The sequence below is a fragment of the Acidisphaera sp. S103 genome, assembly GCF_009765975.1.
Lineage (GTDB): Bacteria > Pseudomonadota > Alphaproteobacteria > Acetobacterales > Acetobacteraceae > Rhodopila.
Window position 1 is genome coordinate 1 of the sequence record NZ_LMUJ01000103.1, and the last position, 23,379, is coordinate 23,379.

At 62.8% G+C, this 23,379-nt stretch carries 22 protein-coding genes; 5 read left to right on the forward strand and 17 right to left on the reverse strand.

Features of this window, described 5'->3' with window-relative positions:
* Nucleotides 1-90: 90 nt before the first annotated feature.
* A complete protein-coding gene (locus GSQ89_RS33870; protein WP_158932527.1) occupies nt 91-786 on the reverse strand; it encodes an RraA family protein in 696 nt (231 codons plus the stop codon).
* A gap of 71 nt (nt 787-857) precedes the next feature.
* Between GSQ89_RS33870 and GSQ89_RS33875 the strand changes: the two genes are divergently transcribed.
* On the forward strand, nt 858-1,610 hold the full coding sequence (locus GSQ89_RS33875) for an aspartate/glutamate racemase family protein (protein WP_254073504.1): 753 nt from the start codon (nt 858-860) through the stop codon (nt 1,608-1,610).
* 116 nt (nt 1,611-1,726) lie between these two features.
* Nucleotides 1,727-2,428, forward strand: coding sequence for a class I SAM-dependent methyltransferase (locus GSQ89_RS33880; protein ID WP_158932529.1), 702 nt, complete (start codon nt 1,727-1,729; stop codon nt 2,426-2,428).
* 46 nt (nt 2,429-2,474) lie between these two features.
* Here the strand turns inward: GSQ89_RS33880 and GSQ89_RS33885 are convergent, their stop codons facing one another.
* Nucleotides 2,475-3,413, reverse strand: coding sequence for a rhamnan synthesis F family protein (locus GSQ89_RS33885; protein WP_158932530.1), 939 nt, complete (start codon nt 3,411-3,413; stop codon nt 2,475-2,477).
* Nucleotides 3,414-4,101: 688 nt separating this feature from the next.
* Between GSQ89_RS33885 and GSQ89_RS33890 the strand changes: the two genes are divergently transcribed.
* A complete protein-coding gene (locus GSQ89_RS33890) occupies nt 4,102-5,502 on the forward strand; it encodes a lipopolysaccharide biosynthesis protein (protein ID WP_158932531.1) in 1,401 nt (466 codons plus the stop codon).
* Nucleotides 5,503-5,516: 14 nt separating this feature from the next.
* The gene (locus GSQ89_RS33895) at nt 5,517-6,605 is read left to right on the forward strand and encodes a glycoside hydrolase family 99-like domain-containing protein (RefSeq protein WP_158932532.1); all 1,089 of its coding nucleotides are present in this window, start codon (nt 5,517-5,519) and stop codon (nt 6,603-6,605) included.
* 16 nt (nt 6,606-6,621) lie between these two features.
* Here GSQ89_RS33895 and GSQ89_RS33900 read toward each other — a convergent pair whose 3' ends face one another.
* The gene (locus GSQ89_RS33900; protein WP_158932533.1) at nt 6,622-7,596 is read right to left on the reverse strand and encodes a glycosyltransferase family 2 protein; all 975 of its coding nucleotides are present in this window, start codon (nt 7,594-7,596) and stop codon (nt 6,622-6,624) included.
* Nucleotides 7,597-7,695: 99 nt separating this feature from the next.
* On the opposite strand from GSQ89_RS33900, the gene GSQ89_RS33905 reads away from it, so the two are divergent.
* Complete coding sequence (locus GSQ89_RS33905; RefSeq protein ID WP_158932534.1) at nt 7,696-8,652, forward strand: UDP-glucuronic acid decarboxylase family protein; 957 nt, start codon at nt 7,696-7,698, stop codon at nt 8,650-8,652.
* A 146-nt stretch (nt 8,653-8,798) separates the two neighbouring features.
* Here GSQ89_RS33905 and GSQ89_RS33910 read toward each other — a convergent pair whose 3' ends face one another.
* The 14 genes from GSQ89_RS33910 to GSQ89_RS33975 form a co-directional block, all read right to left on the reverse strand.
* Nucleotides 8,799-11,093, reverse strand: coding sequence for a glycosyltransferase (locus GSQ89_RS33910; protein ID WP_158932535.1), 2,295 nt, complete (start codon nt 11,091-11,093; stop codon nt 8,799-8,801).
* A gap of 96 nt (nt 11,094-11,189) precedes the next feature.
* Nucleotides 11,190-12,200, reverse strand: a complete 1,011-nt coding sequence (locus tag GSQ89_RS33915; RefSeq protein WP_158932536.1) for an ABC transporter ATP-binding protein — start codon at nt 12,198-12,200, stop codon at nt 11,190-11,192.
* Nucleotides 12,197-13,186, reverse strand: a complete 990-nt coding sequence (locus GSQ89_RS33920) for an ABC transporter ATP-binding protein (protein WP_158932537.1) — start codon at nt 13,184-13,186, stop codon at nt 12,197-12,199. The genes GSQ89_RS33915 and GSQ89_RS33920 overlap by 4 nt, the downstream gene beginning before the upstream one ends.
* Before the next feature lie 3 nt (nt 13,187-13,189).
* Nucleotides 13,190-14,095 (reverse strand): ABC transporter permease, encoded by a 906-nt coding sequence (locus tag GSQ89_RS33925; RefSeq protein WP_254073505.1) that lies wholly within the window; start codon nt 14,093-14,095, stop codon nt 13,190-13,192.
* Nucleotides 14,092-15,033 carry an ABC transporter permease gene (locus tag GSQ89_RS33930; RefSeq protein ID WP_158932538.1) on the reverse strand — a complete coding sequence of 314 codons (942 nt, stop codon included), beginning with the start codon at nt 15,031-15,033 and terminating at the stop codon, nt 14,092-14,094. Before GSQ89_RS33930 ends, GSQ89_RS33925 begins: the two co-directional genes overlap by 4 nt.
* Before the next feature lie 13 nt (nt 15,034-15,046).
* Nucleotides 15,047-16,639 carry an ABC transporter substrate-binding protein gene (locus tag GSQ89_RS33935; protein ID WP_158932539.1) on the reverse strand — a complete coding sequence of 531 codons (1,593 nt, stop codon included), beginning with the start codon at nt 16,637-16,639 and terminating at the stop codon, nt 15,047-15,049.
* A gap of 201 nt (nt 16,640-16,840) precedes the next feature.
* Nucleotides 16,841-17,152 (reverse strand): antibiotic biosynthesis monooxygenase, encoded by a 312-nt coding sequence (locus GSQ89_RS33940; RefSeq protein ID WP_158932540.1) that lies wholly within the window; start codon nt 17,150-17,152, stop codon nt 16,841-16,843.
* A 42-nt stretch (nt 17,153-17,194) separates the two neighbouring features.
* Nucleotides 17,195-17,860: an HAD family hydrolase gene (locus GSQ89_RS33945; RefSeq protein WP_216856546.1), complete on the reverse strand. Its 666-nt coding sequence runs from the start codon at nt 17,858-17,860 to the stop codon at nt 17,195-17,197.
* A gap of 8 nt (nt 17,861-17,868) precedes the next feature.
* A complete protein-coding gene (lpxK, locus tag GSQ89_RS33950) occupies nt 17,869-18,849 on the reverse strand; it encodes a tetraacyldisaccharide 4'-kinase (protein WP_158932542.1) in 981 nt (326 codons plus the stop codon).
* A 19-nt stretch (nt 18,850-18,868) separates the two neighbouring features.
* Nucleotides 18,869-20,227, reverse strand: a complete 1,359-nt coding sequence (locus tag GSQ89_RS33955) for a 3-deoxy-D-manno-octulosonic acid transferase (protein ID WP_254073506.1) — start codon at nt 20,225-20,227, stop codon at nt 18,869-18,871.
* Nucleotides 20,215-20,889 (reverse strand): lysophospholipid acyltransferase family protein, encoded by a 675-nt coding sequence (locus tag GSQ89_RS33960; protein ID WP_158932543.1) that lies wholly within the window; start codon nt 20,887-20,889, stop codon nt 20,215-20,217. The genes GSQ89_RS33955 and GSQ89_RS33960 overlap by 13 nt, the downstream gene beginning before the upstream one ends.
* A gap of 95 nt (nt 20,890-20,984) precedes the next feature.
* On the reverse strand, nt 20,985-21,257 hold the full coding sequence (locus tag GSQ89_RS33965; RefSeq protein WP_158932544.1) for a hypothetical protein: 273 nt from the start codon (nt 21,255-21,257) through the stop codon (nt 20,985-20,987).
* A gap of 222 nt (nt 21,258-21,479) precedes the next feature.
* Nucleotides 21,480-22,913 (reverse strand): hypothetical protein, encoded by a 1,434-nt coding sequence (locus GSQ89_RS33970; protein ID WP_158932545.1) that lies wholly within the window; start codon nt 22,911-22,913, stop codon nt 21,480-21,482.
* A 251-nt stretch (nt 22,914-23,164) separates the two neighbouring features.
* On the reverse strand, nt 23,165-23,379 hold a 215-nt coding region (locus GSQ89_RS33975), incomplete at its 5' end, for a hypothetical protein (protein WP_216856547.1).

The following is a 23,379-nucleotide window of genomic DNA, read 5'->3' on the forward strand; positions in this document are numbered from 1 at the left end:
TATGACACAGTAAGACTAGTGTCCTGCCCCAGAAGTTCGTCGCATTCTGCGACGGATTTCTGGGATCGGCAGGCCACTGAAAACAAAGAGCTAGTGAATTTCCCCGGACTTCCGCAGGGCTTCGCGCAGCTTGGCGGGGGTGAAGCCGGGCGACTTGCACACCTCCAGGATCACAGCTTCCCGCCGCGAGACCAGGTCGATCGCCGCCGGCAATTTGCGCACCGCGTCGGCGGGGACAACGACCGCACCGTGGAAATCGGCATGGATCACATCGTCATGTGCCACATGCATGCCGAAAATATTCACCGGCTTGCCGAAATCCACCATGTGGACATGCGCGTGGCTGGGTCCGACCCGTCCGCCGACCATCTGGAAGCCGGGCGCCCACATATCCAGGTCGCGGAACGATCCGTTAGTGACGCAGCCGATGGCGCCCAGCGCCTTGTGGATGGTCGATTGGACCTCTCCCCAATAGGCGCCGTACCCCAGCCGCCCGTCGATGTCCTGCAGCACCGCGATCGTCGGCAGATCGACACGCGCGACGTAATCGTACCAGTCGGCTCGGTCGGCGACCTTGGACCGCGGCGGCTCCGTCGCGCGGATCATGCCGACACGCGCCAGGCCGACGATCGGCTTGGCCTTCGGGTCGATGCAGACCATCGGCTCGACCGTGAAGCCGAAGGCGCGCCGTTCCGGCACCACGATTTCAAGGCCGTTGCAGATGGTAGGGGTGTCCCATTGGGCCAGGACGTCGAGATCGGCCTGGGTGAAGGGGCGTTCGGCCATGGTGGTTTCCTCTTGGTGATGGTGCGACTGGATACTCGCCCGCGCCGTGGGTTTGCGGCAAGATGGGGTCCATGAAATCCATTGCGACTGGTGGCAAAGCCATCTACGGCGCGCCGCTCGGCATCCTGATGCTGGAGGCGCGGTTTCCCCGGATCCCGGGGGATATGGGAAACGCGGGGACGTGGCCGTTCCCGGTGCTTTACCGCGTGGTGAAGGGCGCGAGTCCGGAACGGGTGGTGCTGCAGGGGGCGGCGGGGCTGCTGCCGGCGTTCCTGGAGGCGGCGGCGGAACTGGTGTCGATCGGGGCCGAGGCGATCACCACGAACTGCGGGTTTCTGTCACTGTTCCAGCGGGAGTTGGCGGCGCATGTGCGGGTGCCGGTGGCGACGAGTTCACTGATGCAGGTGCCGTGGGTGCAGGCTTCGTTGCCCCCCGGCAAGCGGGTGGGGGTGATCACGGTGTCGGCTGGATCACTGACACCCGCGCATCTGGCGGCGGCCGGGGTACCGGCGGACACGCCTGTGGAGGGGACGGAACGGGGTGTCGAGTTCTTCCGGGTGCTGATCCGGGGGGAATCGGAGAATATGGATGTCACACTGGCGGTCAGGGATATCCTGGAGGCCGGGCAGCGGTTGATGGCAGCGCATCCGGATGTCGGGGCGGTGGTGCTTGAATGCACCAATATGCCGCCTTACGCGCATGCGCTGCGGGCGGCGCTGGGGGTGCCGGTGTTCGATGTTTATTCGTTGATTACGTGGCTGCATGCGGGGTTGCGGCCACGGGATTTTGGGGTAGGGGATCGGGGGATGTCATCGCATAATTAATCGAATCGTGTCCGCCATCCAACAACGCATCAAGAAGTCGCCGCTTCGGCCACACTGGTGATCGCGACCTTTGCCCAGTCGGGTGTCTAACATGTAAAGAAAGTGGAGATCATATCATGGCACATCCCGAACAACTGGAATTTGTGCATAAAGTCCAATCGGCTTTCCCTAGCTTTTTCACTGGAAGCAAAACCCTTGAAATAGGCAGTCTGGACATCAACGGGACGATTCGTAAATTCTTCAAAGGCGGCTCATACACCGGTCTGGACGTGGCGGAAGGCCCTGGCGTGGATGTCGCCTGCCAGGGGCAGGAGTACGATGGCCCGAGCAACGATTTCGACACCGTCATTTCGTGCGAGGTCATGGAGCATAATCCGCATTGGAGAGAAACCATGACCAACATGATCAGGATCTGCCGCCCCGGTGGCCTGGTCATCATGACGTGTGCGACGATAGGCCGAAAAGAACATGGAACCACACGAACCGATCCGGCCGATTCGCCACTTTCCGTCGGATTAGGATGGGAATACTATAAAAACCTGACAGCGAGAGACTTCAAAACAATCGATTCATTGCGGAGCGACTTAGACTTCTTCTCTTTCTTTACAAATTGGGCGTCCCGAGACCTATATTTTCTCGGCTTCAAAAAAGGGGCCACTCCTCCGACTGATGCGCGTAAACAGTTTGCAATCATGCGCAGGCACTACATTGGGGCGAACCTCGCAAGCGGGCTGCGATCTGATTATCTTCGCGTTCGGACATTGATTGCTCTGTTCGGCGAAGAAAGATACTGGGCAGGACCGATTCGTCTCTGGTAGTCCAGTGCTGATCGGCCTGCACAACCAAGGGCTTGCTGGGGCACTATCAACGTGGCCCTAGCGCAGTAAGGCGATAATCGAAGCGCTGTCGATAGACATCGAGGGCTCCTGCCGTGTCGATTGAAATGACCGCACGCTTGTCGTCGGACCCAGCCGAGTCACAAACCTTGACCCAACGATATTCCGCGGCCTCGCAGGCATACAAAAAAAGACGTTCCAACACGTGGGCTAATGTGCCATCGAATTGGCCGGATTCCTCGGGAAAATCCTCCGGCCGCAATCCAAGATCCAAGATCGGTCGTAGCGCGGCCGGCCGCGCCCAAAACATCGATCCAGATGGAAAATCAATGACATGCGCCGGCGTTAGCCGAATGCCCATGCGGCGCGATAGATTTCGAGCACCTATGAAATTGCTTCCCCAGTCCAACCGATGTCGGATCGGCCCCCAATGCTGCGGCATGATAATGCCAAGACGCTGGTCGCGATGGAATGCCTCCAGTATACTCCTCACGATTGCAGGCGATCCAACCAAGGAATGCAACAGGTAGCGGCGCCACGGTGGCCCATCGACCAGATGGCTATCGCGCTTTGACTGCAAGTAAAGCAAAAGATCGTATTTCGCGTGCACATCACGAAACGCCGTCAGCCTTGGGCCTATATCGCGGCCCCGATTCGGCAGGACGCGAACGTCGACATCACCTTTCTCCCAGTTTCTGAACACCTTGAGGATTTCTGTACTTTTCTCGTCAGAGTCGGTGGAGATGAACACATCAAGACAACCCGGAACCTGGGTAAGAGCCTCAAGGAATTCGGCAGATAAATCAGGATGAAACAAGTGGAGAATGGCGGCAATACGAAGATCCACCGGCGGCTCCAGTCCGGAGATAAAACCGAACGGCACAGACATACTGAAATCGACTTGCGCCTTACGTCGCACTCCTTCGATAACCTGTCCCTCGGCGACCCCAGACGTGGTGCGCAACATTACTTTTGCGATTTGCCTCGCAGTCGCCGGTTGAAGCCCTAGGTCGCGCACTAATTGCCGTATCTGAACCGCAACATCCCGCAGCGAGCTGTTCAAACGAAGGGGGGATGACATTGCGTAAACCGGACCTGAAATCCCATCAACAATGTGATTCCACGGCGTTCCTGTCAACGTCATTGGTAGCAGCCATGGCTGGTTTGTACGATATCCGGACCTCGTAGCTTGTCCGCCGGTCAAATGCAACCAAGCCCATTGGGCGACTTTCGCACCCCTACGATCGGATCATTGGCAAGGACATTGTCGCGGCATGAAGATCAGTGCCGCGACCGGCATGTTGACGGTGTCCCGTTCGGTCGTATCCGAAGCAGCGCTGATGGCGCAGACGTGATTGGTGTATTTTTTGGATCGTAAATCTCTATATGATACAATTCTCACTCGTGCCCCTTGCTGACCATATAACACGTCAGAACGCGAACGATATCGTTGGACCATAAATGAGGAAAACCAAGATACGGCAGAGCCAAGCGGTCGTCGGACAACTAAGGCTTGCTCGCTGGGGCACGATCATTCTAGACCGCATCGATGACGCGGCCCTGGCAAAATTCAGCGAACTGATGTGACCCAGCGATGCGACCGCCCGGCGGGGCTTCGTCACGCGTTAGCAATCGTATTCATCAACCGATACGCCGTGCTGGTTGTCAATTTTCTCTCGACGATGGTTTTGGCGCGCCTGATCGCACCGGCAGAGACCGGGCTCTTCTCGGTCGCCGCGTCCGTGGTGCTGCTGGCGCAGGCGATCCGGGATTTCGGCGTCGGTGAGTTTCTAATTCAAGAGAAAGACCTTACGCCGCACAAAATCCGCACGGCCTTCGGACTGACCCTGGTTTTAGCGTGGACCTTGGGTACGGTGATCTTCCTGTCACGTGGTTGGATCGCCAGCATTTACGGAACACCCGCGCTGGCGGATCTGATCGCCGTCGTCTGCTGTTCATTCTTCGTTGCACCATTCAGCAGCACGGTCCTCGCCTTACTCAATAGAGAAATGGCATTCGGTATTCTCTTGCGTGTCTCGCTTGCCAGCAACATTATGAACGCTGCGGTATCTATTATCCTGGCCTATCGCGGATGGGGCGCGATGGCACTGACCTGCGGCATGCTTGCGATGAATGTTACCACTGCCTTGGTCGCTAGTTTATCGGCGCGAAGCTGGGATCATTTCGTGCCATCGCTACGAGAATGGCGCGCCCTGGCCTCGTTCGGGACTTATATCAGTGGCGCCAACATCATCAACCAGCTGTCTGGACGTCTGCCCGATCTGATCATAGGCCGACTGCTCGGCTACCAAGCTCTCGGCCTCTACAACCGAGGAAACGGCATTGTCGTCATATTCCATGAAATGGTGTTGTCGGGCGTGCAGACCGTTGCGTTCCCGGCATTCGCTTCGGCACACCGAAGCGGCGAGAATGTGCGGCAACCCTATCTGCGAGCTGTGACCCTGGTTACCGGAGCCGCACTCCCGGTTCTTGCGGTGATTTCGATCGTTGCGGAGCCGTTGGTGTGGTGTCTTCTCGGACGCAATTGGGTCGGTTCGGCCCCACTGATCCCACCTTTGGCTCTGTCTTACGGCCTAACATTATTCGCCCCGATGGTTAGCTTGTACCTCAGCGCGACAGGATGGGTGCGCATGATCCCGCGTATCGCCATGGGCTTACAGATATCGCTGCTCGGGATCATCGCGGTCACCGCCAATTTCAGCATCATGTGGGTCGCTATTGGTAATATCGGCTATGGACTGCTCAATCTGCTGATCAACGCGCACTATCTGGGAAAGGCCACCGGCATACGTTTGCCTGAACTGTTGCGAGCCGCCTGCAAAAGCGTCGGCGTGACCTTTCTGTGTGCCGTTCCGGCGTTTTTGGTGGTCAACCTGCCAGCTTTGGCCGGGCAGAACGTCCTTATGTTGGCCGCCGGTGTGGCGACCGGAGGCGCGGCATGGTGTATCGCGGTCTTTCTGTTGCAGCATCCTATCGTCAAGGAGCTTTTCCTGCTGATCCATGAAGTCCGCCGCACAACTCACCCAGTCACCTGAGCAATGGGCTCCGCATGACCCCGGTTCGACTGATCGCACTCTACCTGCCGCAATTTCATCCGGTGGCGGAGAACGACGAATGGTGGGGCCGCGGCTTCACCGAATGGACTAACACCGCGAAGGCGAGGCCACTGTTTCCGGGGCATTACCAGCCGCATGTGCCGGCCGATTTGGGGTTCTATGACCTGCGCCTGGCGGAAACACGCGAAGACCAGGCCAATCTCGCCCGTCAATATGGCATTGAGGCCTTCTGCTACTATCATTATTGGTTCGGTAACGGCCGCCGTATCCTGGAGCGGCCGTTCAATGAGGTTGTTGCCTCCGGAAAACCCGATTTTCCGTTTTGCCTATGTTGGGCGAACGAGACGTGGACGGGCATTTGGCATGGCGCCGGCAATCACATCCTGATCGAGCAGACTTATCCCGGCGAGGCCGATCACCGCGCCCATTTCGATAGCCTTCTGCCGGCATTCGCCGATCGCAGGCACATTACCATCGATGGCAAGCCGGTTTTCTGCATCTACAAGCCGGAAAAGTTGCCAGACGCCAGGCGGGCGCTCGACCTGTGGCGGAGCATGGCCAGAGCCGCCGGCCTCGCCGGATTGCATGTCCTGGGCGTGTCGGCGGATGGGAAGTGGGCGCCCGAGGCGAACGGTTATGACGGGAAAATCTGTCAGCCGTTGATCCTGAACCGGCCCTGGGTGTCCAAGCGACAACCCATCAAGTGGCTCAAGCGACAGGCGGCGATCATCGCGGGGTTGCCGACGTTCCACCCGGCGGCGCACTTCGTTTCCGAGTTGGAAGCCCTGCGGTCGTTGCCTTACGAATGGCATCCGTGCCTAATCCACGCATGGGACAATACGCCACGATCCGGAAAGAACGGGGTCGTGCTGCGGGGCGCCTCACCGGAGCAGTTTTCACGCCTGATCAACGCCGCGCTCGACCTTACCTCGCGTTATGAGCCCGAACGCAGGCTCATCTTCCTGAAATCCTGGAACGAGTGGGCCGAGGGTAATCATCTGGAGCCCGACCTGCGCGACGGATGTGGATATCTTCGGGTACTTGGTGATGCGATGGCCGTCGGCGAGGACAGTCAGCGGTAGCGGTTATCGCCGCCCATCACCGCAAGATGGAACGAGCGCCGAATGATATCCGTGCCATTCCAGCCGCCAGGGGCATGGGTAAACCGGCCAACAGATGTTTCAAGTTCAGCTTGATGGTCAGTGACGACGCTGGCAACCGTTCGTAAATCGCCCGCACCGCCGCGAAATCCCCGTCCGCGAACGCGCTTTCCAACGCCTCCCGCCGACGCCGCGCGACACTTTCTCGGATCAGTGCCTCATGAGGCGCAAGCGATGGCCGAGATGCCAGCACGTATTCCAAAATATTCGCATCTCCTAAATTCATCGCCCGGGTGTTTGCCGAGAAATTGCCGGGGTGCTTGCGGATGCCGACCAGAGGCAAGAACAGGACGCCGAACGGTACGAACTCGGCCATACGCAGGACAGTGCCGAAATCGTCGCCGATCGTTCGGCCCACGCCTTCATCCCATCCGCCGGCCCGCAGCATCGTCGCGCGATCCACGACCACGGCCGACTGGAAAAACGGCTGCCACTTCACCACGCGATCGACGATTGGTTGGTCAAACACGCCGAGCCCCTCACCGACCGAGCGCAGGCCATCCCAATAACGGGGGGGCGCCTCATCGAATTTGGTCCCCGTGCTCCACACATCGTCCCGAACGGTGTGGAAGTTCGCATAGGCAACCTCCAGCCGCGGTTCCGCGGACCATAGAGCCCTCATTCGCTCCAGGAAATCCGGTCGCCACAGATCGTCGCTGTCGCAGAATGCGACCAGCGTCCCGGCTGCCGCCCGCAGCCCAACGTTGCGCGCAACGATACTACCCGAATTCTCGATCGCGATGACCCTGACCCGAGGCTGATACCGAACGAGCAGCGCGAACGTATCGTCACGCGAGCCGTCGTCGACGACGATCACCTCGCGCGGCTGGATGGTCTGGGCCAACACCGCGTCCAGTGTTAACGGAAGCAAATCGGCACGATTGTAGCTTGGAATGACGACGCTTACGTCCATGCCATGATCCACGCGTTCGCTCTCAAAGCCAGTTGAATGTTGGACCTTCCCGTCAAGCCACGGTAGCTATCGCGAACGATGTCACCCCAAAGGCCCATCATGCCCCTGACTCGCAAGCGTATCCTGATCACCGGCGGCGCCGGCTTCCTCGGGTCCCACCTGTGCCAGCGCCTGCTGGACGAAGGCAACGACATCTTGTGCGTGGACAATTATTTCACCGGACGGAAGGACAACATCGCGCAGCTCCTCGGACACCAAAACTTCGAGGCGTTCCGCCACGACGTCACCTTCCCTCTGTACGTGGAAGTGGATGAAATTTACAACCTCGCCTGCCCCGCGTCACCGATCCATTATCAGTTCGACCCGGTGCAGACCACCAAGACCAGCGTCATCGGCGCCATCAACATGCTGGGCCTGGCCAAGCGGATCGGCGCGAAAATCCTGCAATCGTCCACCAGCGAGGTCTATGGCGACCCGACGGTCCACCCGCAAACCGAGGCATACCGCGGCAACGTCAACCCGCTGGGTCCTCGCGCCTGCTACGATGAAGGCAAACGCTGCGCCGAGACGCTGTTTTTCGACTACCACCGGCAGCACAAGGTGCGGATCAAGGTCGCCCGTATCTTCAACACCTACGGCCCGCGGATGCATCCGAACGACGGCCGGGTCGTGTCCAACTTCATCGTCCAGGCGTTGAAGGGCGAGGACATCACGCTGTATGGGGACGGCGGCCAGACACGCGCATTCTGCTATGTCGACGACCTGGTCGATGGCTTGATCCGGCTGATGGGAACCGGCGCGGACTTCACCGGCCCGATCAACATCGGCAACCCGCACGAGATCCCGGTGCGAGAGCTGGCCGAACGGGTGATCGCGCTGACCAATTCGCCATCGAAGATCGTCCATCGGCCGCTGCCGCAGGACGACCCGATGCAGCGCTGTCCGGACATCACGCTGGCGAGGCAGGTGCTGGGATGGGAGCCGACAGTGCCGCTGGATGAGGGCCTGCGCCGCACGATCGCGTATTTCGAGGGGCTTCTGGCGGGTGATGCCTGATACCAGTCCGCGTTGACGTCGATACATCCGTCTTGTCCCAGGCCAACGAAGTCCGGGGCTTCCGATCCAGCACCCTGCTGGGGCGGACGGCCCGGACGGACGCCGGGCCATGACGAATCAAGGGTCGGCCTCAACGGCGATTGGTATTAACGCGGACCGGTAGAAGCCGCCGCGGTCAGTTGGTCGCACAGCCGCAGGAACTGGTCCACCCGCCGGTCCCAGCCGGAGGCCTGTGCGACTTCGGCCCCCGCGACGCGCAGACTTTCGCGCAGCCCGTCGTCCTCGAACATCCGAATGATCGCCGCCGCGATGGAGCCGGTGTCGTCGCCGTCCACGACCAGCCCGTTCACCTGGTCGGTCACGGCATCCACGCTGCCCCCTGCCTTGCCGGCGATCACCGGCAAGCCGCACGCATTCGCCTCCAGGAACACCAGGCCGAAACCCTCGGTTTCGCCGTCCGGCATTTCCCGGTTCGCCATGATGAACACATCGCCCAGGCTGTAATGGTCCGTCAGTTCGTAGTCGGGGACCGCGCCGGTGAACATGACGTGGTGGCCCAGGCCGTGATCGGCGACCAGTTTCTCCAAGGTCGAGCGATAGGTTCCCTCACCGACGATCAGATAGACCAGGTCGGGAAATTGCTGGATCACCAACGGCAGGCTCTCGATCACCCGGTCCATCCCCTTGCGGGCATACAGCCGGCTGATCGTCAGCAGGACACGCCGCCCTTCCAGCCGATAGCGGGCGACAAGGTCATCCGGCCGCGGGCGCGGCACGAAACGGGCGAGATCGACCCCATTCGACACCAGCTCGATCTTCCCGTGCGACACGCCAAAATCGCTGATCAGCATGTCCCGGGTGAAGCGGCTGACCGCGACGACACCGTTCGCCGCCTCCAGCGCCCGTCGCCGCCGTTGGCCGCTTTCGTCGTAGTCGGTGCGCGTGCTGATTTCCTCGCCATGGATGTAGATCACGGTTTTCAGCCCGAACAGCGCCTGGCAGGCTCGCGCCAGCCAGCCGCCCGCCACAAGTTCGCCGATGCACAGCACGGCGATTTTCTCGGTCCGGACGATGCGGCCGATGCCGCGCAACACGGCCAGGCGGATCGCCACGTCCGCCAGCAGGCCGCGGATGCGTTGCAGCGTGCCCGCGTCCTCCGGCCGAAACAGCGTGCGCAGCAGGCGGATGCGATGGACCTTGAAGGGCGCGCTACGATCGAATTCCCGCCAGCCCTGGATCGGCCAGCCATCGCGGTAATCCTCCTGCGGCGCCAGCACCGAGACCCGGCCACCGCCGAAACGCGCCAGGCTGTCATAGACGATGGCCGATCCGCCATGGATCGGCGGGAACGTGTTGGCGACCACCAGGCAGCGGTTGGCTCCCTGGACCGGCGGTTCGACGGCGGCAGGCGCTTCGATCGCGTCGGCTGGGGAGCCCACACGAAGCTGGTCGTGCAGTTCCTTGACGGTCAGGAATACGCCGCCGAGTTCGTCGCGGAAGAAACTCAGGAAGCCGGAAATCCGGTCCAGGAACACCGCCAGGTCGCGGTGGGTCCGCACATAGGGCGTGTTGCCCGGTTCCAACGACGGGCTGTGATAACTCAAGGTGAAAATCCGCTCGCCGCGCCGCAGCAGGGTCCGCGTCAGCCGCAGCATCGCGTCTAGGTCGGAGCCTTCCGGCGACAGCGTGATCCGTTCCAGCAGGCCCGCACGCGCGAGCAGGCCGGCGGCCCGCAGGGAACGGAATGGATTTCGTTCCGCCAGGCCGTAGACCGACGGCATGCCGTTCGCCATCAACCCGGTCAGCGCGCGTGTCACCGGCAGTTCCAGCAGCCGGCGGCGGGCGCCGAACCAGAATGGGCCGTAGTCGAAGGCGGAAAAATCCGGACCGCCGGCCCGCGTGTAGCGCGTGCGCGGGATCAGGCTGGTATCGACGAGGAACCCTTCGTCGTCCAGCAAGGTCGCGGTGGATGGCCCGAAGCCGTAGCGGCCCGCTTTGTACACGGTGGGTTGGACATTGAAGCTGTCACGCACGGCCTCGGCCAGCCGGTGCAGCTTTTCGCGCTCTATGGCCGGGGGCAGGTTGCCGGGGAAGGACAGCCGTTCCTCGGTTTCGCTGTCGAACGGCGGCGTGACCCAGGGATGCAATTGCGCCCCGATGTCGCAGCGGCCGTCCGCCAGGTACTCGCGCAGCACGGACGCGGCGGATGGATCGGAGGCGATCGGGTAAGTGACCAGATAGGTCGGGCGGGCGTCGTAGCAGGAGAAGACCTCATGCGCGCGCTTCTGGTAGCGGATCGAGGAGGTGGTGTTGTTGCGGGCGGAAACGGGACGGCCCCAGTGAAATTCTTCCTCCGCGTCCACGATGATACACAGGATCGGCCGGCCCGCGGGCAGGCGGATCGGTTCGCTGGCGGGGAAGAGCGCGCCGGGGGCGTGCATACGGGGCGGGCTCCTGATCAGTAAGGCCAGGGCTCTGCCCTGGACCCGCAAAGGGGGCAGGCCCCCTTTGATCCCATTGATTTAGGGTCGTCGCCCTTATGCCGCAGTCGGCAGGACCTGGCCACCCGGAACCTGGTTCAGATGGCAGGCTGACAGGTGTCCATCGCCGACCGGGCGCAGCAGCGGCTCTTCAACCCGACACCGGTCGAACACAAACGGACACCGCGTATGGAACCGGCACCCCGTCGGTGGATTGATCGGGCTTGGGACGTCGCCCTTCAGGATGACCCGCTGCCGCCTGGCGGTCGGATCGGGCACCGGCACGGCGGACAGCAGGGCGCGCGTGTAAGGATGGTGCGATTCGGCGAACAGTGTGCGCCGGTCGGTCAGCTCAACGATCTTGCCGAGATACATGACCGCGACCCGGTGCGTCAGGTGCTCCACCGTCGCCAGATCGTGGCTGATGAACAGCAGCGCAAGACCAAGCTCGTCCTGCAAATCGGCCAGCAGGTTGATGATCTGCGCTTTGACCGAAACATCCAGCGCCGACACCGCTTCGTCGCAGATAATCAGGTCGGCGCCTGGCGCCAAGGCACGCGCAATACCGATCCGCTGGCGCTGCCCGCCGGAGAATTCGTGCGGAAACCGGTTGATGGCATCGCGCGGCAGACGGACCTTGTCCATCAGCGCCTCGACTTTTTCGTTCAGATCCCGCCGGCCGTGCACCATGCCGAAATTGACCAGTGGTTCGGCCAGGATATCGCGCACCCTCATCCGCGGATTCAGGCTGCTGAACGGGTCCTGGAACACCACCTGGACCCGCTTGCGCATCATCCGCAGCTTGCCGGCCCGCATGTTGTCGATACGCTCGCCGTCCAGATAGACCTCGCCTTCGGTCAGGCTGAACAGGCGCAGGATCGCCTTGCCGACGGTGGACTTGCCGCAGCCTGATTCGCCCACCAGCGACAGCGTCTCGCCGCGGCGGATATCGAACGTCACGCCATCGACGGCATAGACCTTGGCGGTGACCTGGCCCAGCAACCCGCCATGAATCGGGAAGTGCTTCTTGAGGGCGTTTACCTCCAGCAGAGGGCGATCAGCGTTCATGCCGCCACCATCTGGCCGGCATAGTGACAGGCGGCACTGTGTCCGGGCGCCTTCCGTTCGATCGCCGGCGCCACCGTCCGGCAGAGGTCGGTGACCATCGAGCAGCGTCCGGCAAACGCACATCCTACGATCGGTTTTCGCAAACTCGGCACCAGTCCCTCGATTTCCGCCAACCTGGCTCGGCCGCCCTGGTCGAGGGACGCACCGAGTTTCGGCACCGCGCCCAACAGCCCCCGTGTGTAGGGATGCATCGGACGGGCGAAGATTTCATTGACCGGCGCTTCCTCGACCTTCCGTCCGGCGTACATCACCACGACCCGTTGCGCCATTTCGGCGACCACGCCCAGATCGTGGGTGATCAGCATGATCGCCGATCCCATTCGCGTCTTCAGGTCGCGCATGAGGTCAAGGATCTGCGCCTGGATGGTCACGTCCAGCGCCGTGGTCGGTTCGTCGGCGATCAGCAGTTTCGGATTGCACGCCAGCGCCATGGCGATCATCACCCGCTGCCGCATGCCACCCGACAATTGATGCGGATATTCCCGGACCCGCCGTCCAGGGGCCGGAATGCCGACCAGGGTCAGCATGTCGACCGCTTTTGCCTCAGCATCGCGGGCATTCATTCCCTGGTGCAACCGGACGGTCTCGCCGATCTGCTGGCCGACGGTCAGCACCGGGTTCAGGCTGGTCATCGGCTCCTGGAAGATCATCGAGATCGCGTTGCCGCGGATGCCGCGCATCTCCTGTTCGGACACGGTCAACAAATCACGCCCTTCAAAGCGGATGCTGCCGGCGATCTTGCCCGGAGGCTCCTGAATCAGCCGGAGGATCGACATCGAGGTAACGGACTTGCCGCAGCCGGATTCGCCAACGATGCCCAGCGTCTCACCGGCATCGATATGAAACGACAGGCCCTCGACAGCGCGAACGACGCCGTCCGGTGTGCCAAAATGGGTTTGCAGGTTCTGGACTTCGAGCAATGCCATCGGTCAGAGCCGCTTCGCCAGACGCGGATCGAGCGCATCCCGCAGGCCGTCACCCAGCAGATTCACCGCCAAAACCGTGACCGACAGGAAGATGGCCGGGAAGAACACGATGTAGGGTTTCACCTGCCACAAGGCTCGTCCCTCGGCCATGATGTTCCCCCAGCTTGGGACGATCGGTGGCGTGCCGGCGCCGATGAACGACAGCGTGGCCTCGGTGATCATGGCTGAGGCGCAGATGAACGTCGCCTGCACCATCAGCGCTGCCAGGGTGTTGGGCAGAATGTGCTTCCAGATGATCACCGGCACCCGCGTGCCGGAGGCGATGGCGGCCTCGACATAGGGCTGTTCCCGCAACGACAGCACCAGGCCGCGCACCAGGCGGGAGACACGCGGAAACTCGGCGATGGTGATCGCCACGATCACGTTCTGCACCGACGCTCGGGTCAACGCCATCAGCGCGATCGCCAGCAGAATGGACGGGATCGACATCAGCCCGTCCATGATCCGCATCACCACCGCATCGACGCTTCGGATGAAGCCGGCGACCACGCCAATGAGCGTGCCCAGGATGGAAGCGCAGAACGCCACTGAGAATCCCACCAGCAGCGAAACCCGCGACCCGTACATCACGCGCGAATAGACGTCGCGCCCCAGCATGTCGGTGCCGAACCAGTATATCGCGGAGGGTTCGCGGGTCCGCTTGGCGGGCGCGAGCGCGGTCGGGTCCGTGGTGCCCAGATAAGGCGCGAATATCGCGATAAAGATCATCACCCCGACCAGCAGCCCGCCAATGACGATGGTCGGATGCCGATAGACAAAACCCATGATCCGGCCACGTTGCTTCGGCACCGGCAGGATGGCGGGCAGCGTCGGCGCGCCGGCGACATGCCCTGGGGCTGTTGCGCTCAATAGCGGATCCTCGGGTCAAACAGCGTGTAGAGGAGATCAACCCCCAGGTTGATCAGCACATAGGCGAAGCTGAACAACAGCACGACGCCCTGAATCACCGGGTAGTCGCGCCGCAGGATGGCATCGACTGTCAGCCGGCCCAGGCCGGGGATGGCAAACACACTCTCGGTCACCACCGCGCCGCCGATCAGTGCCGCGAAGCCGATGCCGACGATGGTGACGATCGGGACCGCCGCATTTTTCAGGGCATGCACGAACAGCAGCCCGCGCTGGCCGACTCCCTTGGCCTTGGCGGTTCGCACATAATCCTGTGACAGCACGTCCAGCATGGTCGCCCGCGTAATACGAGCGATCAGGGCCATGTAGATCAGGCCCAGTGCTACCGACGGCAGGATCAAGGTGCGCAGGAACGGCCAGAAGCCATCCTCGATGGGGGTAAATCCCTGCACCGGCAACCAATCCAGCCGCAGCGCGAAGACGTAGGCCAGCACGTAGCCGATGACGAAGACGGGTGTCGAAAACCCCATCACCGCGGTCATCATTACGGTGCGGTCGATCCAGGTTCCGTGTTTCCAGGCCGCGAGCACGCCCATCGGAATGGCGAACACCAGCGAAATGAGCAGGGTCAGGATCAGCAGCGACACCGTGGGCTCGATCCGTTGCGCGATCATATGGGTGACCGGCAGGTTGGTGAAAATCGACGTGCCCAGGTCACCATGCAGCACATGCCAGAACCAATCGCCGAATCGAACCAGGAACGGCCGGTCCAGACCCAGCGAGATGCGGATCCGCTCGACGTCGGCGGGCGTGGCCTGATCGCCGGCGATGATCGCGGCGGGATCGCCGGGTGCGATGTACAACAGACTGAAGACGAACAGCGCCACGATCAGCATGACCGGGATCGTGGAAAGGATTCGCCGAACGATATAGGACAGCATCAGCGCATGCCCCTCACGCCTTAGTCACATCCCAGAACACCGGGAACGGCGCTTTCACCACCCCGGCGAGGTTCGCCCGCCAGGCCTGCTTGAACTGGAAGAACCCGGTGGGGATATAGACCACGTCGTCCATCGCCGCTTTGTTCAGGTCGGCGATCACCCTCTTTTCGGTCGCCGGATCGGGCGCTTCGTACCACTCGGCGATTTTCGCCTGCACCGCATCGGACTTCGGCCAGCCGAACCAGGCGGTATCGCCGCTGGCGTCCAGGGCGGTGTAGGGTGCTGGGTTCACGCAGTCGGCGCCGGCATGCCAGGTGTGGAAGATATTCCAGCCGCCCTTATCGATCGGTTCCTTGCTGGCACGCCGTTGCCCGACAGTGCCCCAATCCAACGCCTGGTACTGCACGTTCATGCCGATCCGCTTCAACAGATCAGCGGTCACGTCGCCCTGCGCCTTGGTGATGGCAACGTCGGTGGCGACCAGCAGGATGATCGGCTCGTTCTTGTAGCCGGCCTCGGCGAGCAGTTTCTTGGCCTGGTCGTAGTCGCGTTTGCCCTTCAGGGGCTCGCCGCCGAACTCTGTATACAGTGGGGTGTTCGGGGTGAAGAAGCCTGGCAGCGTTTTCCACAGTGACGTGTCGTCGCCGACCACCGCTTCCATGTAGTCTTCCTGGCTCAGCGCGATCTGCACGGCCCGTCTGGCGCGCACGTCGTTGAACGGCGGGTTCAGGTGGTTGAGGCGGAAGGACCCAATGTTGCCCAGCGGGTCGGCGACATCCACCTTGACGCCCGCGCTCTTCGCCAGCAGCGGATACAGGTCGGGCAGCGGAGTCTCCACCCAATCGACCTCGCCGTTCTGCAGCGCGGCGGCCGCGGTGGCGCCGTCGGGAACGATCTGCCACTCGATCCGGTCGAAGTTGATGCGCTTGCCGCCGGACAGCCAGTTGGCCTTTTCCGCGCGCGGCGCGTAGCCGTCGAATTTCTCGAACACCGCCTTGGCGCCGGGGACCCATTCTTCTTTCTTGAAGCGCATCGGGCCGGAGCCGACGTATTCGGTTATCTGCTTGAACGGGTCCGTCAGGGCGATCCGTTCGGGCATGATGAACAGGCAGGGCGTGCTGCTTTTCCCCAGCGCGAACGGCATCTTCGGGTAGGGCAGGTTGAGCCGGAAGCGGAAGGTCCGGTCGTCCACCACCTCCAGCGCGTCGGTTCGCTTCTTGATCGGCACGCCCATCGGGGCGTCACGCACCATCCAGCGCTTGATGCTGGCGACGACATCCTTGGCCAGCACCGGTTCACCATCGTGGAATTTCAGGCCGGGACGCAGCTTGAAAGTCCAGGTCTTGAAGTCGGGCGTGTTCTCCCACGACTCCGCCATTTGCGGTTTCGCCTGCAACTGATCGTCGACGCCCAACAGCGTGTCCCAGATCAGCAGCCCGCCATTGCGTACGACATATTGCGTGGTCCAGATGGGATCGAGGTTGGCGAGGTTGGCCTGGGGTACGAAGCGTAGTGTCTTACTGTCCGCCGCCAGAGACAGGCGCGGCGCCGCCAATGCGCCGGTTGCCGCGATGGCAGCCGTTTTCAGGAAGCCCCTACGATCCATTTTTATGCCGTCCCTGCGTATTCGATTGTTGTGCGCGACTGTCCCACGTAACGCGACGGTAACCCTGCCCCAGTGCGAGGCTAAACACCATAGTTGTTATGTTCATGTTCGCGTCGCTGCAAATTCCGGACCAGCGCGGGGCGGCTTACGCGATCCGGGCCAGGGGAGCAGGTTGGGGAGCAGGTTGGGCAGCAGGTCGGGTTAGCCGACTGTCTGGATGACCTCGAAGCCTTCGAACTCGGGATGGCCGAGGTAGAGCGGCTTGTTGCCGCCGGCGCTACGATGCGCCTGGCGGAATGCTTCCGAGTTGGTCCATGCCTCGAACGCCGTTTTGTCACGCCAGATAGTGTGCGACGAATACAGAACATGATCCTCCCGAACCGGTCCACGCAGCAGGTGGAAGGACACGAAACCCGGCACGCCGGGCAAATGCGTGTCGCGGGAGGTCCAGACCTCCTCGAACGCCGCTTCGGCACCGAGCAGAACCTTGAAGCGGTTCATGGCGATGAACATGGGGGGTCTCTCTGATGATTGGGTGACGTTGGTCCGGCTGGATCAGCCCGTAAAGCGCTCACGTCCAAATGCCAGCAGGTCGCCGATCGCGTCGATGGCTATGTCGGCGGGTTTTCGCTTACGGAGTTCCTCCGGATCGAAGGCGTAGTGTCCCTGGCGGGGGAAGACCGTGGTGACGCGGTCGCCCCATTGCTGCTTCAGTGCCTCCAGAATGCGCAGTTTGTCGTCGATCATGACGTAGTGGTGCGCGGGATATAGGCGTTCGACGTCGTCCAGCGCCTGCTCCTTATGGATGTAGATCAGCACGTTGTCGGCGAAGGCCTGCCACAGGCCGGAGCGTTCGACTTTCCGCGGCTGGAACGCCGCGTCGCCGTCGGACAGGATGACCGCCGGTCCCCACGCCGAGACGTGGCGCACGACGTCCAGCGCGCCGGGATACAGGCGGTCGGCGAACTTGTAGTCAGCCAGCCAGTTGGCGATGCGGAGAACTTTCGGGTTGTGCAGATCCTCCAGCCGGTAGCGCTGGAGGGCGCCCAGATAGTCGGCGTAACCCAGGGTACTTCGCAAATCCTCGAACAGCGCCCAGTAGCGATCGTTCGCCGTCTGCCCGTAATTGGTCGTCAGGTGCTGGCGGAGATCGCGCTGGACATGGTCGTTGTCCAGCAGCGTGTTGTCCACGTCGAACAGGAAAACCAGGTCGTGCTGCATGGCGGGCATTAAGCCATGAAGGAGGGGTCGGCGGCGATCATCTTTTCGAGCAGACGATCGATTTGGCCCGGTTCACACCATTCCAGGCCGACGCCGACAACCGTGACCCGCGCACGAACGGAAGGCGGCAGGCGGACGGCGTCTTTTGGCGTGGTGACCGGTATGGCTTCCTGATGTTGGGCGTGGTGAAGCAGTTGGTCCAATTCTCGGGTGGTGTAGGGGTGGTGATCCGGGAATGGACGGATTGCGACCAGGATCGCGCCGGCCTGGCGTAGCGGCTCGAAGAATTTCTCGGGCCGTGCGATCCCGGCAAAGGCCAGCACCTTGCAACCGGCCAGTGCGGCGATGGATGGGTCCTGGACGAGGTTGGCGCGCAAAACCGGCAGGGTTGGCGGCAGGCGACTGATCGCGCCTGTCGCGTCCTGACCGATCAGGACGGCGGCGTGGCAGCGCGCGGCGGCCGAGGCGACGGGTTCCCGCAGCGGACCGGCCGGCAGGACTCGGCCGTTGCCGAAGCCGGTCCGGCCGTCGATCACCAGGAGGGAGGCGGTCTTGACCAGGGTTGGGTTTTGCAGGCCGTCATCCATCAGCAGGATTTTTGCCCCTGCCGCGACAGCGGCCCGAGCGCTGGCGGCTCGGTCGGCGCCGGTCCAGGTGGGGGCGGCTCGGGCCAATAGCAGGGCTTCGTCGCCGACCAGTGACACTGGATCGTCGGGGGCGACGCGATGCGGGCCGCGTGAGGCGCCACCGTAGCCACGTAGCAGGATATGGACGCCTCGGCCGGACAGGCGTTGCGCGAGATCGAGCACCAAGGTGGTCTTGCCGGCGCCCCCGACGGTGACGTTGCCGCAGCAGATCACCGGGACCGGTGCGCGCCAGCCGGGGCGGGCGATGCGTGTGGCGGTCAGGGCGGATCCGATGGCGGATAGCGGCGAGAGCGTTCGGGCCAACAGGCCGTCGTGCGACCAGAAGGACGGGGCCGAGGGCATGATCAGGTAAAGTCGCGGGTCACCGGGCCAAACCCGGTGATGACACAATGTTTTGGCCCGGTGGTGACTCAAGATTTTGAGCCGGTGATGACGCGAGATTTTGGGCCGGCAGCAGGGACAATAGGGTTTCGGCGGTGCGGGCGGGCAGGTCGGCGTGGCGGCGCACGGCGGCCGCGGCGTGTTCCCCCAGGCGGCGGCGCTGGTCGGGGTTATCGAGCATGCTGGAGACAAATGACGCAAGCGTGGCTGCGTCGGCGACCTCGACCAGTCCGCCTGCTTGCCGCAGCAGCGCAACGTGGTCGCTGAAATTGCCGGTGTATGGCCCGACGGCGATGGCACAACCCAACCGAACCGGTTCCAGCGGGTTTTGGCCGCCGCCGGGCGGGATAAGGCTACGGCCGACAAACGCGATCGGGGCCAGACGGTACCACAAGCCAAGCTCACCGATGGTGTCGGCGATCCAAATCCCTTCGCCGGCGGGTGGACCCTGGCCGGCCGTTCGGCGGGGCGCCTGCAGTTCCGCGGCGAGCGTAGGGCCTCGGTCCGGGTGACGAGGGGCGATGATCGTCAGCAGGCCGGGATAGCGCGGCGCGAGGTCCCGGTGCGCGGCGGCGATCAGGGGTTCCTCATTCGGATGGGTGCTGGCGGCCAGCCAGACGGGACGGCCGGCCAGGATGGCGTTGAGGCGATCGAATTCGGCCTGGTCCACCGGCAAGGCCGGCGCGGCGAATTTCAGGTCTCCCGGGCTTTCGACGTGCGGGGCACCAAGGGCTTTCAGGCGTTCGGCGTCCTCGTCCCCACGCGCCTGGACGCGGGCGAAGCCACCCAGTACGCGGCGGGCAAGGCCGGGGACGCGCTGCCAATAGCCGAAACTGCGATCCGACATCCTGGCGTTGACCAGCATCAGGGGAATGCCCATCGTTCGGCAGGCGGCAAGCTGGTTCGGCCAAAGCTCGCTTTCCACGAAACAGGCGGCGTCGGGGCGCCAATGCGACAGAAACCGCTGTACCCAGGACGGCACGTCCAGCGGTGCGAAGCGGTGCAGCACATCGGCCGAAAGATTTTGTTCGGGAATCCGCTGGTCCAGCAGCGCCTGGGAGGTCACCGTTCCAGTGGTCAGCAGCACCTTCGTGCGGTGGCGTAGCGCGTCCAGCACGGGCAGGATCGACATCGTTTCCCCGACGCTGGCGGCGTGCATCCACAGCAAGGGACCGGCCGGGCGCGGAGTGGGATCGATGCCGCGGCGTTCCGGCAGGCGGGCGGTGATTTCACGGCCTTTCGCGGCGCGCCGGCGCAGGTTCAGGCGTAGCGCCGGGGCCAGCAGCGTCGCGGCGATGGTCCAGCCGGTGGCCAGGGCACTGGTGCTTATGCCGGACACAGTGCCTCCGCCCGATCAGCGACTTGATTGAGTGCGTCCTGGATCGTCGGGACGACGTCTTCCCAGCCGTGTCGCGACACGCTGATGGCAGGGCCGCAGACCACGACGCCGCGGCCGAAGGGCAGCGGCACCGGCATACGGTCCCAGGTATTAAGGCGAATGCGGCGGGTGGTTCGGGCGGCCAGGGGCACGACCGGCACGCCGGACAGCGCGGCGAGTTGTGCCACGCCGGCAGCGGCCTGGCGCCGGGGACCGCGTGGACCATCCGGCGTTATGCCAATCAGGTCGCCTCGGCGCAGAACCGCCAGCAGGTTGCGCAGGCCGGCGGCGCCGCCTTTGGAGGACGATCCCAGGATCGGCAGGATGCCGAAACGCCGCACCACCGCGCCGATGAACCGGCCGTCGCGGTGATGGCTGACCAGTGTATGGATCGGTGTCGGACGATAGAACGGCAGCTTTCGGGCGATGATCGACAAACCGGGCATCAACGGCAGGAATTCGTGCCAGAAGGCAAAGACCGCGGGTGCGCCGGCGCCGAATGGACGAAAATACTCCTGCCCATCCAACGTCCAGCGCGTGGTGCGGAGCGCGAACGACAGATAGGCCCCCAGTAGAGCCGCCAGCAGGGCCTGGGCCCGTGGTGTGCGCAGCAGAGACTTCATCGCCGCGCCGGGTAGCACGTGACGCCGACGTTACGGAAGTGCGGTACCCGGATGACGAGGCCAAACTGTTACCCGCCGTTGCCCCGATCGGTCACTTATGGCGTTGCCGACTGGCGGCCGGCGGGTTTGCCGTGGCGTGCAAACAGTGGGGCGGCGATCGTCTGCTGCCAGATGACGATGTCGTAGCCGAGTGCGCGGGCGTTCAACTCGATCCTGCGCTTCGCGTCGGCGGCGGACCTGCCGGTCTGGTAGCTTGTCAGTTTATCCGTATTGGGGTCGGATTCCGGGTAACTGGCGTAGTAGACCCCACGCTCCACTTCACATAGGGCCGCATAGAGCGTCCGCGTGGATACGATCGCGCCTCCCATGACTTTGCTCCTATTTGCTTTCCCCGAAAGAGGCCGGGCCACCGCTGCTCCGCCTCCGTTCGGGAACATGGTCCTTTTCGGAGACGAACAGGAGAAGAAAGGACATACCCAGGGCATCAAATCTGGGCGAACGGGTCCCTTCGGCCGACCATATTCGTTGTGTAATCAGATTGTCCGTCCGCCGGAAGGGCGGCCGTCAAGTCCGCGCGAAGTCGTTGGGGGTTATTGGTCGAGCAACTTCTTGACGAACGCGGCGTAGCTGCTTGCTCGCAGACGCCCCCGGATCGTGTCGAAGCCTACTCCCACCAATCCGGGACCACCCTCCTTCGCAGCCACTGTCAGTGCGGTAATCATGGCGGCATGGGCGGGCACAACGGTCGTGTCGGCGCTGGTTATCGCGAGAAATGCATCCAGTGCGACCGTACGGGCGTTTTCCGCGGTCGCCACGGCAGCCGCCTTGGCCTGATCGGCCGGGGCCGCGGCGCTGTCCGCCTTAGCCTTGGTCAGGCCGGCGTCGGCTTCGCGCAGTGTTGCCAGCGCCTGGGTGTCCGCCCGCAGCCAGTCCTCATGCAGCGCCAGCACGTCGGAGGCGCCACGCAGCCCCAATGGTGCCAACTGCTTCAGCGCGTTGCCGACGAAGACCCACAGCAGCGCGGCGTTGATCAGGTTCAGGACATATTCGAAAGACAGGCCGGTGCGGATGCTGACCCGGATCGGGTCCGCGGTGACCAACTGGCCGATGGTGCTGAGGCCTTCGGTGGCCAGCGCCTGCGCCTTCGCGTCGTCCACGCCGGCCAGCTTGATGATCAGGTCGTCTCGTTCCTCCGGGCTGCTGTTCATCGGCATGCCGAAGCGCGTGGCGGCGGTACCCACGGCCTTCTTTATGGCGTCCAGTGAAAACATGCTGCCGACAAAGGCGGCGAAGGCGCCAATGCCGGGCGGGACGGTGACGCCTGTAGCTGCGGGGTTGGCGCCGACGGCCAGGGCCAAGGCGTACCCAAGTGGCACGGCAACGATGAACCGCAGCGCATACCAGGCGAGGTCTGACGGATGCAGGGTCCATTGGTGGGATCGGACGATCACGTCGGAGGCGACCCAGGTAAGCGCACCGAAGATGGCGGCAACGCTGATCAGTTCCAACTTGATGCCAAACGGCTGGACCGGGACGACTTGCGCCGGATCACCCAGCGAGACGGCGTATCCGAGACCGCCGGCATAGCCCATGAACAGCACGATGGTGCCGGTGGCCAACAGAATGATCGCCGGGAAGATGAAGGTCTTCACGCCGAAATCGGCCGCGAACAGGGCCTGGAACTCATCCTCCAGCACTTTTCCGGTGTTGACCTTGTCGGGTGTGGGATCGGTGCGATAGTTGACGATCGATTTGCATAACGCGTCTCGTCCGGCCCAGAATTGATCGAAATACTCGGCGATGGTCTCGGGTGTGTAGAAACCAGTAATCATTTCTGTCTTTTTCTTCAGTCCGACGTTCAAGTACGAGAAGATGGCCGCCATCACCAGCCACAGCGACAAAAATGTGCAAACCGTCGCAAAACCGTAGACCGCCTCTGGCCGGTGGGAACTTCCACCGAGCAAGTTGGCGGCGACGCCGACGCCTTTGGTCGAAAGTATCACGAGAATCAGGACGCTGATCATCAGGAGGGGAATAGATGCTATCTGACGATAGACCGGTGCGTCGTCTGGCATGACTTGGCCTTTTTATTCATTTGTCTTGGCGTGATACTCGGGCGCCCCGATCTTTGACGAAACAGGAGGCGCACCAGTTGTGGAACCCTAACGAGTGGTAACGCTACTGTCAAGATTATCGTAGCGTGGCGGAAGCCGGGTGTGCGGCCACGCTGTCCTACCCGGTCACAATGATCGTTGCGTTTCGTTCCAGACCGCGTCTACCCCCCCGATCGTTGTTCGGACTCGCGTTTCGAGACGGCCATGATGGCTTTGCCGATCAGGGATGTCTCTGCCTGCATGCAGGCGGCATAGATCGCGGCACGCGCTGCGTGGATTTCCTGGCTTGCGGGCGACGCGGCGGCGGCGAATTCAATCAATTGCGCGGCCAGCCGGGTTCGCCCCATACCCGCCAGCGCCTGGGCGCGGCGGGGCA